The 12,997-nt window shown below is 30.5% G+C and carries 17 protein-coding genes; 12 read left to right on the top strand and 5 right to left on the bottom strand.

Annotated features, from left to right (window positions below; translation table 11 throughout):
• The 5 genes from BN350_RS08210 to BN350_RS08190 form a co-directional block, all read left to right on the top strand.
• Nucleotides 1-399, top strand: a 399-nt coding sequence (locus BN350_RS08210; RefSeq protein ID WP_028043168.1) for a diadenylate cyclase, incomplete at its 5' end; no start/stop codon positions are given.
• Nucleotides 389-1,783 (top strand): CdaR family protein, encoded by a 1,395-nt coding sequence (locus BN350_RS08205; RefSeq protein WP_028043167.1) that lies wholly within the window; start codon nucleotides 389-391, stop codon nucleotides 1,781-1,783. The genes BN350_RS08210 and BN350_RS08205, both read left to right, overlap by 11 nt.
• A gap of 5 nt (nucleotides 1,784-1,788) precedes the next feature.
• Nucleotides 1,789-3,138 (top strand): phosphoglucosamine mutase, encoded by a 1,350-nt coding sequence (glmM, locus tag BN350_RS08200; RefSeq protein WP_028043166.1) that lies wholly within the window; start codon nucleotides 1,789-1,791, stop codon nucleotides 3,136-3,138.
• Nucleotides 3,139-3,217: 79 nt separating this feature from the next.
• Complete coding sequence (locus tag BN350_RS08195) at nucleotides 3,218-3,874, top strand: response regulator transcription factor (RefSeq protein ID WP_028043165.1); 657 nt, start codon at nucleotides 3,218-3,220, stop codon at nucleotides 3,872-3,874.
• A gap of 1 nt (nucleotide 3,875) precedes the next feature.
• A complete protein-coding gene (locus BN350_RS08190) occupies nucleotides 3,876-5,213 on the top strand; it encodes a HAMP domain-containing sensor histidine kinase (protein WP_028043164.1) in 1,338 nt (445 codons plus the stop codon).
• A gap of 42 nt (nucleotides 5,214-5,255) precedes the next feature.
• Here the strand turns inward: BN350_RS08190 and BN350_RS08185 are convergent, their stop codons facing one another.
• From BN350_RS08185 to BN350_RS08175, 3 genes are read right to left on the bottom strand one after another with little or no spacing between them, the layout of a single operon-like run.
• On the bottom strand, nucleotides 5,256-6,170 hold the full coding sequence (locus BN350_RS08185; RefSeq protein ID WP_028043163.1) for an SPFH domain-containing protein: 915 nt from the start codon (nucleotides 6,168-6,170) through the stop codon (nucleotides 5,256-5,258).
• On the bottom strand, nucleotides 6,164-6,613 hold the full coding sequence (locus BN350_RS08180; protein ID WP_028043162.1) for an NfeD family protein: 450 nt from the start codon (nucleotides 6,611-6,613) through the stop codon (nucleotides 6,164-6,166). Before BN350_RS08180 ends, BN350_RS08185 begins: the two co-directional genes overlap by 7 nt.
• Before the next feature lie 12 nt (nucleotides 6,614-6,625).
• Nucleotides 6,626-6,991: a hypothetical protein gene (locus BN350_RS08175; RefSeq protein ID WP_028043161.1), complete on the bottom strand. Its 366-nt coding sequence runs from the start codon at nucleotides 6,989-6,991 to the stop codon at nucleotides 6,626-6,628.
• A 133-nt stretch (nucleotides 6,992-7,124) separates the two neighbouring features.
• Here BN350_RS08175 and BN350_RS08170 point away from each other — a divergent pair, with 133 nt between their 5' ends.
• The 5 genes from BN350_RS08170 to BN350_RS08150 all read left to right on the top strand — a co-directional run bounded on the left by BN350_RS08170 (nucleotide 7,125) and on the right by BN350_RS08150 (nucleotide 9,853).
• Nucleotides 7,125-7,553, top strand: coding sequence for a hypothetical protein (locus BN350_RS08170; protein WP_028043160.1), 429 nt, complete (start codon nucleotides 7,125-7,127; stop codon nucleotides 7,551-7,553).
• Nucleotides 7,554-7,665: 112 nt separating this feature from the next.
• Nucleotides 7,666-8,103 carry a hypothetical protein gene (locus BN350_RS08165; RefSeq protein WP_044600210.1) on the top strand — a complete coding sequence of 146 codons (438 nt, stop codon included), beginning with the start codon at nucleotides 7,666-7,668 and terminating at the stop codon, nucleotides 8,101-8,103.
• Nucleotides 8,104-8,538: a YbbN family protein gene (locus BN350_RS08160; protein WP_028043158.1), complete on the top strand. Its 435-nt coding sequence runs from the start codon at nucleotides 8,104-8,106 to the stop codon at nucleotides 8,536-8,538.
• A gap of 2 nt (nucleotides 8,539-8,540) precedes the next feature.
• On the top strand, nucleotides 8,541-9,242 hold the full coding sequence (gene deoD, locus BN350_RS08155; RefSeq protein ID WP_028043157.1) for a purine-nucleoside phosphorylase: 702 nt from the start codon (nucleotides 8,541-8,543) through the stop codon (nucleotides 9,240-9,242).
• Complete coding sequence (locus BN350_RS08150; protein WP_028043156.1) at nucleotides 9,242-9,853, top strand: HAD family hydrolase; 612 nt, start codon at nucleotides 9,242-9,244, stop codon at nucleotides 9,851-9,853. Before deoD ends, BN350_RS08150 begins: the two co-directional genes overlap by 1 nt.
• 21 nt (nucleotides 9,854-9,874) lie before the next feature.
• Here BN350_RS08150 and BN350_RS08145 read toward each other — a convergent pair whose 3' ends face one another.
• Complete coding sequence (locus BN350_RS08145; RefSeq protein WP_028043155.1) at nucleotides 9,875-10,072, bottom strand: DUF378 domain-containing protein; 198 nt, start codon at nucleotides 10,070-10,072, stop codon at nucleotides 9,875-9,877.
• A 93-nt stretch (nucleotides 10,073-10,165) separates the two neighbouring features.
• Here BN350_RS08145 and BN350_RS08140 point away from each other — a divergent pair, with 93 nt between their 5' ends.
• Together BN350_RS08140 and alr are read left to right on the top strand one after the other, a co-directional pair.
• The gene (locus BN350_RS08140) at nucleotides 10,166-11,152 is read left to right on the top strand and encodes a LolA family protein (protein ID WP_028043154.1); all 987 of its coding nucleotides are present in this window, start codon (nucleotides 10,166-10,168) and stop codon (nucleotides 11,150-11,152) included.
• Between the two features lie 73 nt (nucleotides 11,153-11,225).
• Entirely contained in the window at nucleotides 11,226-12,302 is a 1,077-nt protein-coding gene (gene alr / locus BN350_RS08135; protein WP_028043153.1) for an alanine racemase, read from the top strand.
• A 41-nt stretch (nucleotides 12,303-12,343) separates the two neighbouring features.
• Here alr and BN350_RS08130 read toward each other — a convergent pair whose 3' ends face one another.
• Nucleotides 12,344-12,772: a hypothetical protein gene (locus BN350_RS08130; protein WP_028043152.1), complete on the bottom strand. Its 429-nt coding sequence runs from the start codon at nucleotides 12,770-12,772 to the stop codon at nucleotides 12,344-12,346.
• Nucleotides 12,773-12,997 lie beyond the last annotated feature (225 nt).

Genomic DNA, 12,997 nt, shown 5'->3' with positions numbered 1-12,997 from the left:
GAAAGAACACAATCTTTAATGGATTATATTAATACAGGGACAAAGATTGATGCTGATATTAAGAGTGAATTGTTTTTAACTATTTTTTGGGAAGGAACACCTTTACATGATGGAGCAACAATTATTCAAGGAGATCGTGTGGCTTGTGCAGCAGCGTTTTATCCACCAACGAATAAAGAATTAAGCCCTAAATATGGAGCACGTCATCGTGCTGCAATTGGGATTAGTGAAATAACTGATTCATTGACCGTGGTTGTAAGTGAAGAAACCGGAACCATTTCATTTGCAATGAATGGAGAATTAAAAAAGGTTCCTACTAAGGAATTAAGAGCATCTCTTGTGAATGAATTAAGCTGGTTTAAATCTGGTGATGAAGGAGGTCAGTCTCATGAGTCCTAGAAATCAAAAAGATAGAAAAGATATTCATGATTCTACAACTGAATTTTTCTTAAAAGTTGTCCAAAAAGAAAAAGAGAAGTCTCATAAAGAGAATGCAACAAAAGAAAATATGAATAGTACTAAAACAAAAACGTTTGATACTGTTGGAAGATTTTATAATTATATTAATAAAACTTTAGATCGCATTTTATCTAGTAAGGCTAGTATTATGATTCTCTCTTTTGCAATGGCAGGAGTTCTCTTTTATAGTATTTCTGGAAAAGATATTATTACGAGTCCAACTTCAGGATCTAAGTTAGAAAATGTTCCTGTGATAGTTGAAAATTTAGACGATTCTTTAGAAATTAATGGATTGCCTGAAAAAGCAAACATCGTTTTATTAGGACCTTCGTTAGATATTTACAAGACAAATTTCACGAAGGATTATGAGGTGTATGTTGATTTAAAAGACTTAACAGCAGGTGAATATACACTGAATTTAAAATCGCGTAATTTTCCGGATACACTTGAAGTTATGTTAGTGCCTGGCTCTGTTAAAGTGAAATTGTTGCCGAAGGTCACTCAGGAATTTGATTTAGGATATCAATTTATTAATGAAGATGAACTTGATAACAAGTATTCAGTCAGTGTTGAACAGTTAGATTTGAAGAGTGTAACTTTACGTGCGAGTGAAAACACTTTAGCTAAGGTTGATAAAGTTGTTGCATGTATTGATGTGTCTGGAAAAACTGAAGCTTTTGAGCAAAATGCTGAAATCAAAGCATATGATGGTAATGGTAAAGAAATGAATGTGGAAATATCAGCAAAGAAAGCTCATGTTCAGTGTCATGTTGCTTCTTATAGCAAGACAGTTGCGATTAAGGCGAATTTTATAGGAGATATACCAACAGGATATCAGATTGCTAATTATTCTCTTTCACAAAGTGAAGTCACAATATATGGTGTTGAAGATCTCATTAAAGACATTTCTGTTGTGAGTGTAGATGTTGATGTGAGTGATTTGAAGTCTACATCAACTATGAATGCATCTTTAAAGAAAGAAAATGGAATTAATAAATTTTCAACGAATGATATTAGTGTCACTGTTGAAATTGAAAAAGTGATTACGAAAAAGTTTGATAAGATTCCTATTAAGGTCTTAAATAACGAAAAGAATTATAAAGTGTCATTTGCTGGTGAAGGCGATTATGCGTCTGTTTCAGTGACAGGAACAGAAGCAAAGATTGCAGCTTTAACAGCTGACAATATACAGGCAACAATTGATGTAGATACTTTGAAAATTGGTACAAGAAAGGTCGATGTCAAAGTTGCTGTGGATGATGAGAAGTTAAAAATTGAATTATTATCATCATCTCGTATTACAATAAATATTGAAAGGAATTAGATAAAATGGGTAAATATTTTGGTACAGACGGTTTTAGAGGAGAAGCGAATGTTGATTTAACTGTTGAACATGCTTTTCAAGTAGGTCGCTATTTAGGGTGGTATTATTCTCGTAATCATAAGGCAAGGATTGTGATTGGGAAAGATACAAGAAGAAGTTCATATATGTTTGAATATGCTCTTGTGGCTGGGTTAACAGCAAGTGGTGCAGATGTTTATTTATTACATGTGACAACAACACCTTCAGTATCTTATGTTGTAAGAAGTGAAGAATTTGATTGTGGTATTATGATTTCAGCTTCACATAATCCTTATTATGATAATGGTATTAAAATTATTAATGGTAAGGGGCATAAGTTAGAGGCAACAGTAGAGAATTTAATTGAACAATATATTGATGGATTAACAGATCCTATTCCTTATGCTACTAAGGATCATATTGGAAGAACAGTAGATTATTCAATGGGAAGAAATAGATATATTGGTTATCTCATGAGTATTCCAACACGTGCATTTAAAGATTTGAAGGTGGGATTGGATTGTGCAAATGGTTCTTCAAGCGCTATTGCAAAGAGTGTATTTGATGCATTAGGAGCACAAACATATGTGATTAATAATCAGCCTGATGGAACAAATATCAATACAAATTGTGGTTCAACACATATTGAAGTATTACAAAAATATGTTGTAGATAATGGATTAGATGTTGGTTTTGCTTATGATGGTGATGCAGATAGATGTATTGCGGTTGATGAATTTGGTCGTGTTGTTAATGGTGATCTCATTCTTTATGTTTGTGGTTTAGAAATGAAAGCAAAAGGTGAACTTGTGAATGATACAATTGTTACAACAATTATGAGTAACTTTGGTTTATATAAATCACTAGAAAAAGTTGGTATTAAATATGAAAAGACAGCTGTTGGGGATAAATATGTTTATGAAAACATGGTTGAAAATGGGCACTGTATTGGTGGAGAACAATCAGGTCATATTATCTTTTCTAAACATGCAACAACAGGTGATGGTATTTTAACTTCATTGAAGATTATGGAAACAATGGTTGAAAATAAAAGAACTTTAGCTCAATTAACTGAAGTTGTTGAAATCTATCCACAGTTATTAATTAATGTACGTGTGACAGATAAAAAACAAGCACAGGATGATCCTGATGTTCAAAAAGCAGTAAAAGAAGTGCAGGAACTTTTAGGTGAAAATGGTAGAATCCTCGTTCGTGAAAGTGGAACTGAACCAGTTGTCCGTGTAATGGTTGAAGCACAAAGTGATGAAATTTGTCATGAATATGTATTAAAGGTTGTTAATGTTATTAAAGAAAAAGGCTATGCAGTAGAAAAATAATGTAATTTCACATATTATCACAAATTATTGCCATATTATATGGCAATCTTTTGTATATAGTGGAAGAGAGGTGATTGAAGTGAAGTATCGTATTAATATTATTGATGATGAAAAGAATTTAAATGATTTAGTGAGAACATATTTAGAAAAAGAAGGATATATTGTTTATTCTTTTTATACTTATGAAGAGGCATTGTTACATAAGGATGATGATGTTCATTTATGGATTGTTGATATTATGTTGGATAAGAATAGTGGTTTTGATTTATTGAATGAAATCAAGTCATGTAAACCTGATATGCCCATTGTTTTTATGAGTGCTAGAGATCAAGAATTTGATCGTATTATTGGGCTTGAAAAGGGTAGTGATGAATATATTACAAAACCATTTAATATTAAAGAAGTTATTTTAAGAATTCATAATGTTTTAAAGCGTGTTTATAAAGATGATCCAGCTTTAATTAATATTGATGGTTATGCAATTGATGAAGAAAAACGTAAAGTTTTATTGAATAATGAAGAAATTGAATTAACAACAAAAGAATATGAATTATTATTGTATTTCATTAAAAATAAAGGAATTGCCATTTCAAGAGAACAGGTTTTATCAAAGGTCTGGGATGAAAATTATTTTGGAAGTGATCGAGTTGTTGATGATACTTTACGTCGTTTGAGAAAGAAGATGCCAGACTTGAATATTAAAACAATTTATGGCTTTGGTTATCGTTTAGATTAATATGAAGAATAAATTGAAACGTTTGTTCTTTTTGAAAAAACTTTCTCTTGTTCAGCAGCTCATCGTTGTTTTAAGTTTTGTTGGATTATTATTGGTGGCAGTTATGATGCCACTCGTTGATTATAATTTAAGTTCTATTATTGATAAACAAATGTATGAAACCTTGAGTATGTCGCAATATGCCTATTTTGATGGGTATATGCCTAATAGTCGTCAAGATAAACCAACATTTCATATTGTTTATAATCATCAGTCCAATGCTTTTGTGACAACGAATATTGAACCTAAGCAGGCTGTTTATGAATTATATAATGATTTATTTAAAGAAGATTTAGAAAAGATACAGACTTCATCTGTGAATAAGATTAAAAATAAGGGTATTTATGCTAATGAAACATTTTATTATATGATTACAAGATTTACAGATGATTCATCTTATTATTTAATTTCTATTGTGAATAGTAGTTATTCAACCGAATTAATTACATCATTAAGAAATCAAATTATATATATCCAATATGGATTCTTTGTTATTTTTGCAATCGTCATGATTCTTTGGGTTTTGACTTTAATTAATCCACTAAAGAAAATTAAAAATTATATTGATGGTATTAAAGAAAGAAAAAAGAGTGAGTTAGTTATTGATAGAGCGGATGAAATAGGTGTTGTTTCTAAAGCATTAGTAGAAATGAAAGAGGATTTAGATCGCCAGGAAAGTATTAAAGAAGAAATGATTCATAATATTTCACATGATTTAAAAACACCTATTGCTTTGATTCAAACATATAGTCAAAGTGTCAAAGATGATATATATCCTTATGGTGATAAAAATAGTTCAATGGATATTATTTTAGAAAATGCGGATCGATTAGAACATAAAGTCAAATCATTCTTATATTTAAATCGTTTAGACTATTTAAATGGTGAAAATATTGAACTTGGAACTTTTGATATGAAGCAGTTAATAGAGAAGATAGTCACTCAAATGGATGCTTTAAAGCCTGATGTTTCTTTAGAGACTGATTTAGAGGACGTTTGTTTTGTCGGTGATGAAGAACATTGGCGTGTTGCTATTGAAAATATTATAGAAAATGCATCACGTTATGCACAATCAAAAATTAGTATTATTCTTAAAGAAAGATATTTAGAAATATACAATGATGGGGAAAGCATTGATGAAGAAATACTTCCTTTCTTATTTGATCCTTATGTTAAGGGTGTTAAAGGTCAATTTGGGTTAGGATTATCAATTGTCAGAAAGATATCGGATATGTTTGGGTATACTGTCAGCGCAATGAACCGAGAAACTGGAGTTAGTTTTATCTTTAGAAAAAAATAAAAGACCTTATTATGGGTACTCATAATAAGGTCTTTTTCTATATTATTTCTTTTTAGGATCTTTGACAAGTTCTGCAATAGACGTCACAGTACTTGCTAATCCCTGTAAATCACTAGGAATAATAATCTTTGTTGCTTCACCAACAGCTAATTTTTCTAATGCTTTGAATCCCTCTAATGTTAAATAAGATTGATCAGGATTGGCTTCATTGATATATTGAATACCTTTGGCTTGTGCTTCATAAACCAATCTTAAAGCTTCAGCTTGACCAGTAGCATGAGCAATTTGCGCTTCTTTTTCTGCATTGGCTTCTAGAATCATAGATTCTTTTTTACCTTCAGCAGTTAAAATAGCAGCTGTTTTCTTACCTTCTGCTTGTAAGATAGCTTCACGTCTTTCACGTTCAGCACGCATTTGTTTTTCCATGGCTTCTTGAATATCACGAGGTGGAATTATATTTTTTACTTCAACACGATGAATTTTAATTCCCCAAGGATCAGTTGCTTCGTCAAGAATAGAACGCATTCTTGAATTAATAATATCTCTTGATGTTAATGTTTCATCTAATTCAAGATCACCAATAATATTACGTAATGTTGTTGCTGTTAAGTTTTCAATAGCATTTAATGGTCTTACAACACCATATGTGAATAACTTCGGATCAGTAATTTGGAAATAGACAACAGTATCAATTTGCATTGTTACATTGTCTTTTGTAATAACAGGTTGTGGTGCAAAATCCATAACTTGTTCTTTCAATGAAACTTTATTAGAAATTCTATCTAATAAAGGAATCATAATGTGTAAACCAACATTACATGTACGATTATAAGCTCCAATTCTTTCTACAACATAAGCATAAGATTGGGGCACAATACGAATTGTTCTCGCAATAACAATGATAGCTAAAACAATTAAAATCACAATCCATAAATAATTAACTATAAAATCTAACATATATTTTCATCTCCCATATTTATTTTTTTAACAACAACATGTGAACCTTCAATAGATATGACTTCAGCATATTCACCAGCTTGAATTTTTTCGTTATTTAAACTTGTCGCAGCCCATAAATTACCCATGACTTTGACTTCACCTTTATTATCGGCAGTAATAGTTTCTGTAACCAAGCAATGTTTACCAATAATACGATCTAAATTTGTTTTAATTGTATTTCCTCTTAAATACTTTTTTGCTAATGGTCTTGAGACAATAATACAGATAACTGAAATAACTGCAAAGAGAACCATTTGCATAGCTTGACTTAAACCAAGCCATTCTCCAATTAAAGCAGCAATGGCACCTAATCCAAACCAGATGCTTACAAGATCTACAGTGATAGCTTCGACAATTACTGAAATCACTAAGACAAGTGTCCATATAAAAGTAATTGACATTGATTTCCCTCCTTATAGTTGTGCAATCATAATTGAATGTACAACATCATATGTGGCTTTATACTTATAACATTGATTATCACTAAAATCTAATCCGAATTCCTGAGCGAGGTCATAAACAAATGATTTGTTGGAGATTCGACCATAACTTTTACCTAGTGAAATGCGATGGAGTTGACTAGCAGGGTAAATATTTTCATCAAGTTCCTGCTTGGTCACAGGTTTAATACCAATTTGTCTTGCGTTTCTGTCTATCCCTAATAAGACATAGTTGACATCTTCAAAATGCATGCATGCAGCTTTATTCAACGTTAAATTTGTTTCATAAACTGTGACTGTCATTGTGGCAATATCATTTGTTGACCATTCAAAATTCATTTTCTCATCCTCCTTGACACTATTATATTATTAAAATTATTTTTTTGCAACAAAATTAGATAAATTTTATACAAATGCTTTGTATACATTCAAAAACAGATAGTTTATAATATAAAAAATAAAGGAGTCTATAATGAAGAGAAAGATATTACTCATATTATCATTATTTATATTATGCGGTTGTCAATCGACACCAACAAGGGTTTTAAGTGAACATGTGACATTATATTTCTTTTATACAAAAACTTGTCCAGTATGTAAATCATTTCAAAAGAATGCTATATCTTATTTGAAAGAAATCTTTGGGCATACAATAACAATTGAATCTTATGATTTGGATGATGCCGCAAACAAATTTGTTTATGATTCAGTTATTTATTCATTGGAAGATTTTGATGATGAGTTATATGGTCGTAATCCTTTTTATGCTGTTGATGGATATTTTGCAAAATTGTGGTATACAGTAGGTGACGAAAAATATCTTGCAGATGATATCGAGCATGCGATTCATCAGGAACCATTGAGTGATGAATTGAGTGATTTACGTTATCTTTATCAATAGTATTTGATAATATTTAGCAGTTTTTGTAACATAATGAGGGAAATTTTGTTGAAATGCTTTGTATACTTTCAAAACAAGATAGTTTATAATATATATGATAAAGGAGACTGTCATGAAGAAAAAGATATTGTTATTATTATTATCATTATTTTTATTATGGGGTTGTCAGTCAACACCAACAAAAACTTTAAAAGAACATGTAACTCTTTCTTTTTTCTATGTTGAAACTTGTCCAAATTGTAAGGCTTTTAAGAAAGAGGCTATACCTTATTTAGAAAAGACATTTGGAGATTCTTTGACAATTCAATCATATGATTTAGATGATGATGCAACACAGCCTATTTATGATGCTATTATTGATTCGCTAGTTGATTTTGATGAATCTGAGTATGGCAATGGTCCATTCTATGCGATAGAAGGATATTTTGCGAAATTAGGCTATACTTCAGGTGATGAAGAATATCTGGTAGATGATATTGAAAAGGCAATTAATCATCAGTCGTTAAGTGATGAATTAAGTGGATTACGTTACATTTATAAGGAGTCATAAATGAAGAAAATCTTATGTGTTTTGATTCTTTTGTTAAGTGGATGTCAATCGCGTCCACAATATTATTTATATGTTTATTTTGCTAAGACATGTCCTGTTTGTCAGTCATTTATTAAACATGTTGTTCCTTTATTAGAGGAAGAATATGGCAATCAGATGATTATTATTGAAATGGATATTGATGAAGAGAAATCATTAGATGCTTATGCTAAGACATGTAGTTTGTTAGAAGATTATGTTTTTGAAGGTGATGCAGGAAGTGTTCCATTTATTGTGTTAGATGGATACTTTGCTAAAATCGGATATGACATTGGTGAAAGTCAGCAAATGGTTGATGCAGTGCATGATGCCATAGAAGGACGAGAACTTTCATCAGATATCACGGATATATATAAATTTAAAGAAGGAAAGACATTTCATGAAGGAGGAAATTAATCATGTCAACACCACACAATCAAGCTGAATTAGGAGAAATTGCGAAAACTGTTTTAATGCCAGGAGATCCATTACGTGCGAAGTTCTTGGCAGAGACTTATTTAGAAGATGTAAAACAGTTTAATGCTGTGAGAAATATGTTAGGGTATACTGGTTTGTATAAAGGAAAGAAAGTCTCAATTATGGGTTCTGGAATGGGACAACCATCGATTGGTATTTATTCTTATGAATTATTTACACAATATGGAGTAGAAGCTATTATTCGTATTGGATCTTGTGGTTCTTTACAGGAAGATATTCATTTAAGAGATATTATCATTGCTCAAGGATCATGCACTGATAGTAATTTTGCTCATCAATATGAATTACCTGGAACTTATTCAGCAATTAGTTCATACAATTTATTAGAATCAGCAGTTGCACAAGCAAAAGAAAAAAATTTAACTTATCATGTTGGGAATGTTATTGCATCTGATATATTCTATCATGCTGATGAAGGTGCTGCTCAAAAATGGGCATCAATGGGTTGCCTAGGTGTTGAAATGGAATCTTATGCTTTATTTGCGACAGCCGCTCATTTAAAGAAAAAAGCATTAACATTATTAACTGTTTCTGATTCATTAGTAACAAGTGAAGAAACAACTGCTCAAGAAAGAGAAAAGACGTTTACGGCAATGATGGAAATTGCTTTGGAGATAGCCTAATGCTTCAAAAAGTTGCATTATTTGATTTTGATAATACAGTTGCTCAAGGTGACTCAATTGCACGTCTTTTAGAGTATGATATTATGAAACATCCAGGACATATTATTTATTTTTTTAAAGTTGCTTATTATTATGTTTTGTACTTGTTGCATCTTTCATCATTTGAAAAAGCCAAGTCTGCAATCCTTTTTCCCTTAAACTATATGAGCGAGGAAGATATGCAGTGTTTTTATAAAGCGTGTATTCAGCCAACATATTATCCAAATATTGTAGAAGAAATGAAAAAGAAAAAAGAAGACGGTTATTTAGTTATTTTATGTACTGCTTCTGTAGAAGCATATATGCAATATAATGATCTTCCTATAGACTGTTTGCTGGCAACACAGACACAACCTCATTCCAATATTGTGATTGGGAAAAACTGTAAGGATGGTGAAAAGATTCATCGTATTCAGAATTATTTGAAATCCTTAAATATTGAAATCGATTATGAAAATTCTTATGGATATTCAGATTCAGATTCTGATATTCCTATGTTATCACTTATTAAACATAAAAAAAGAGTTATGTTAAAGACTGGAAAATTAATAGATTTTATACCAAAAAAATAATGGGTATGCATGGCATATCCATTATTTTGTATCTAAATCTGTAAACAATAACATAATGTTAATGATACCAGCGATACCAACAATCATATAGATAATAGCACTGAACAATGAAGTCCCAAAAATACTTTCAACGAGGTTAAAATTGAATAAACCAATTAACCCCCAATTAATGGCACCGATGATTGTAAAGACTAATGCAATCTTTTGAATAACGTTCATAGTTTACTCCTCCTAATGATAGTATAACCAAACATTGCATCTTTATTCATAAAACATGACATTATTCATAAAATATGACGAGGAGGATTAATGATGAATAAGAAATATATTGCAATTATTGCTGGTGTTGTCGTTGTTTTAATTGGAGGTTTTTGTTTTTTTAAATTTAAATCATCATCATTGGACAAACTATTAAAAGAAGCAAATGCTTATAAAAGTTATCAAATGGTTTGCAATATGGAGATGCTTGAAAATGATGAATTAAAATCATATCAGGTGACTTCTACATTTGCTAAAATTGATGATCATGATTATTATAAAGTTGAACTTTATGATAAATCTTTAAATCAGGCACAAGTGATTGTCAGAAATGATGATGGAGTTTTTGTTTTAACGCCATCTTTGAATCAAGCATTTCAGTTTAAAAGTGAATGGCCTAACAATTCACCGAAACCTTACATCTATCAATCATTATTATCGTTTTTAAAAGATAATAAACCTGAAAAAGTAAAGGATGGTTTTTTGGCACATGGTGATATTGCTTATGAAAATGATGAACGTGTTAAGAGTCAGGAAGTCAAGTTTGATAAGGAATTAAAACCAGTATATGTGACAGTTTATGATCAAGATGGGACAGAAGTGATTAAATTGACTGTGTCATCATTTAAAGCTAATGAAGATATCAAAAAAGATGCTTTTGTACAGGATAATATTATGAAAGAAGCAAAAACTCAGTATACTGCTTCATCATCTTTACCACTCTATCCAGTCGCTTTAATGGGTTCTACATTAGAAAATGAAAAAGTGTCTAAAATTGATAATACAACTAATCATATTTTAAAGTTTACAGGTGATAAATCATTTACGATTATTGAAAGTTCATCTACAACTGATGATAAAATTAACGTTCAAACAATTGGAAGTGATATGATAGATTTAATTGATGGTGTTGCTTTTCATGATGATAATCAAATGACTTATGTTTCTTCAGGTGTTGTTTGTTCACTTTATTCTAATGATTTAACAAAAGAAGAAATGATTGCCGTTTTATCAAGCATGCAGTCATCTCAAGTAAAATAGGGTGTTTACCCTATTTTTTCTTGAAACAATCTAGGATTTGGACTATACTAGAACAATGAAAAGGGGTGTTACTGTGACACATTATCGTGATACGTATGCAGTGATTCGATTGGATTATCTTTTAGATAATATTGATTTATTATATCAAAAAGTCAAAAAGCCTATGATGGCGATTATTAAGGCGAATGCATATGGACATGGATATAAAGAAATAGCAAATGTTTTGAAGGATCATCCACATATATCAATGTTTGGTGTAGCTACTTTAAAAGAAGCGATTGATTTAAGAAAAATAGGTATTCAACAAGATATTCTTGTATTAGGAGCAATTCCTTTAGAAGATTTAGATATGGTAATTGAAAACAATATTAGTCTCACTTTATATTCAAAAGACTATATGAAAGAAATTATTCATTTATTTCATCATTCTCATCCTGTTAAAGTACATTTAAAAATAGATACAGGAATGAATAGATTAGGATTAAAATCTAAGGCAGAATTTGAAGAAGTATTGAAAATATGTTCAAAGCCTATTTTTCAAATTGATGGTGTTTTTACACATTTTGCAACTGCTGATGATGAAACACAAATTGATGCTTATCATGATCAGCTGAAAATGTTTTATGAGATTATTGGTGAACATTCATTCCAATATATACATTGTCAAAATTCTGCAGCGATGATGTATCATGAAGAACCAAAATCTAATATTGCTAGATGTGGAATTGCAATGTATGGAGTAGATCCTGCAGGTGATGATTGTGAACAATTAAAACAGGTGATGTCACTCTATACAAAAGTTGCGATGGTTAAAAAAGTCAAAAAAGGTGAACGTATAGGATATGGGTTAACGTATACAGCGAGTGAAGATGAATTTATAGCAACACTTCCAATTGGGTATGCTGATGGTTTTATTCGTGCTAATCAAGGAAGAAAGGTTTATATAAATGGTCATTATTATCCAATTGTTGGAAGAGTTTGTATGGATCAGGTTATGGTTAGAGTTGATGAAACTGTAAAAGTTCATGATCTTGTTGAGATTTTTGGTGATCATTTGACATTAGCAAGAATGGCTAAAGAACTGCATACAATTCCTTATGAAATCACATGTTTAGTAAGTGAACGTGTAGAAAGAGTTTATCAGAAATAAAATTTTATAGAATATGAAAAGGAATGGCTCAGCCATTCCTTTTATTTAAAATTTTCTTTTACAAAATCATATAATGAATAATATTGCATTGCACCTTCTTTTTTAGCTGCAACTTCACCTTTTTCAATAATGAGAGTGACTGGATAAGAGACCTCTAAATCAAATGTTTTTTTCACATAATCTTCTAATTTATCAATATCTTTTGTATCTACATAATAGAAAGGTGTAGATCTATTTTTGGTTGTATATTTTGTCATAATACTTTGGTATCCTTGAACAGTAGTATTGCTAGAATCTCCTAATACAACAACAAAATCTTCTTTGCCTTCAACCATTTGTGTTAATTTATCTTGAGTAATTGTTTTATAATCTTTGAAAGTTGCTTGCCGATAGATAAATAATCCTAAAAAAATAACAAGAACTAATCCAAAGACGCTAAGCTCCTTAGCAAACTTTTTAATAAATTCCATCACTTATGCCTCCTAATGTTCTTATTTTAACAAATTTACATAGATATGACAATAAGAATATTGTGTGAGAATTCTTAAATAAGTTTACATTTGAGTAGGACATGATAAAATGAAAGTGGTGATGAAAGTGGATCTTAATAATCTCAAAAATGAATATCATATGAATTTAGAATTCTTGTTAGAAACAATTATAATTGCTAAGATGCCTTTAGTAATCTTGTTTAA

This window comes from Candidatus Stoquefichus massiliensis AP9, from assembly GCF_000455285.1.
In the GTDB taxonomy this organism is placed as follows: domain Bacteria; phylum Bacillota_I; class Bacilli_A; order Erysipelotrichales; family Coprobacillaceae; genus Stoquefichus; species Stoquefichus massiliensis.
This window is presented reverse-complemented; position numbering and strand designations above follow the sequence as displayed.

Excerpts from the sequence above, each read along its gene's own strand:
- BN350_RS08190 (WP_028043164.1), top strand. The coding sequence starts at position 3,876 with ATGAAGAATAAATTGAAACGTTTGTTCTTTTTGAAAAAACTTTCTCTT.
- BN350_RS08170 (WP_028043160.1), top strand. The coding sequence starts at position 7,125 with ATGAAGAGAAAGATATTACTCATATTATCATTATTTATATTATGCGGT.
- BN350_RS08185 (WP_028043163.1), bottom strand. The coding sequence starts at position 6,170 with ATGTTAGATTTTATAGTTAATTATTTATGGATTGTGATTTTAATTGTT.
- BN350_RS08175 (WP_028043161.1), bottom strand. The coding sequence starts at position 6,991 with ATGAATTTTGAATGGTCAACAAATGATATTGCCACAATGACAGTCACA.
- deoD (WP_028043157.1), top strand. The coding sequence starts at position 8,541 with ATGTCAACACCACACAATCAAGCTGAATTAGGAGAAATTGCGAAAACT.
- BN350_RS08130 (WP_028043152.1), bottom strand. The coding sequence starts at position 12,772 with ATGGAATTTATTAAAAAGTTTGCTAAGGAGCTTAGCGTCTTTGGATTA.
- glmM (WP_028043166.1), top strand. The coding sequence starts at position 1,789 with ATGGGTAAATATTTTGGTACAGACGGTTTTAGAGGAGAAGCGAATGTT.
- BN350_RS08150 (WP_028043156.1), top strand. The coding sequence starts at position 9,242 with ATGCTTCAAAAAGTTGCATTATTTGATTTTGATAATACAGTTGCTCAA.
- BN350_RS08160 (WP_028043158.1), top strand. The coding sequence starts at position 8,104 with ATGAAGAAAATCTTATGTGTTTTGATTCTTTTGTTAAGTGGATGTCAA.
- BN350_RS08180 (WP_028043162.1), bottom strand. The coding sequence starts at position 6,613 with ATGTCAATTACTTTTATATGGACACTTGTCTTAGTGATTTCAGTAATT.
- BN350_RS08145 (WP_028043155.1), bottom strand. The coding sequence starts at position 10,072 with ATGAACGTTATTCAAAAGATTGCATTAGTCTTTACAATCATCGGTGCC.
- BN350_RS08205 (WP_028043167.1), top strand. The coding sequence starts at position 389 with ATGAGTCCTAGAAATCAAAAAGATAGAAAAGATATTCATGATTCTACA.
- BN350_RS08140 (WP_028043154.1), top strand. The coding sequence starts at position 10,166 with ATGAATAAGAAATATATTGCAATTATTGCTGGTGTTGTCGTTGTTTTA.
- BN350_RS08165 (WP_044600210.1), top strand. The coding sequence starts at position 7,666 with ATGAAGAAAAAGATATTGTTATTATTATTATCATTATTTTTATTATGG.